General features: G+C 52.0%; 1 tRNA gene and 1 rRNA gene. Both read left to right on the forward strand.

What is annotated here, in order from left to right:
• Nucleotides 1–117: ribosomal RNA gene (locus NNO03_RS22515) — 16S ribosomal RNA — on the forward strand; the annotation flags it as partial.
• A gap of 85 nt (nt 118–202) precedes the next feature.
• A tRNA-Glu gene (locus NNO03_RS22520) sits at nt 203–278 on the forward strand.
• The last annotated feature ends 47 nt before the right edge of the window (nt 279–325 follow it).

Raw genomic sequence — 325 nt, forward strand, 5'->3', positions numbered from 1 at the left:
GCAAAAGAAGTAGGTAGCTTAACCTTCGGGAGGGCGCTTACCACTTTGTGATTCATGACTGGGGTGAAGTCGTAACAAGGTAACCGTAGGGGAACCTGCGGTTGGATCACCTCCTTACCTTAAAGAACCGACCTTTGCAGTGCTCACACAGATTGTCTGATGAAAAGTAAATAGCAAGGCGTCTTGCGATTGAGACTGACACGTCCCCTTCGTCTAGAGGCCCAGGACACCGCCCTTTCACGGCGGTAACAGGGGTTCGAATCCCCTAGGGGACGCCACTTGCTGGTTTGTGTGAGTGAAAGTCGCCGGCCGAAGTATCTCAAAA

This window comes from Citrobacter sp. Igbk 16, assembly GCF_028069755.1.
Classification (GTDB): Bacteria; Pseudomonadota; Gammaproteobacteria; order Enterobacterales; family Enterobacteriaceae; genus Citrobacter.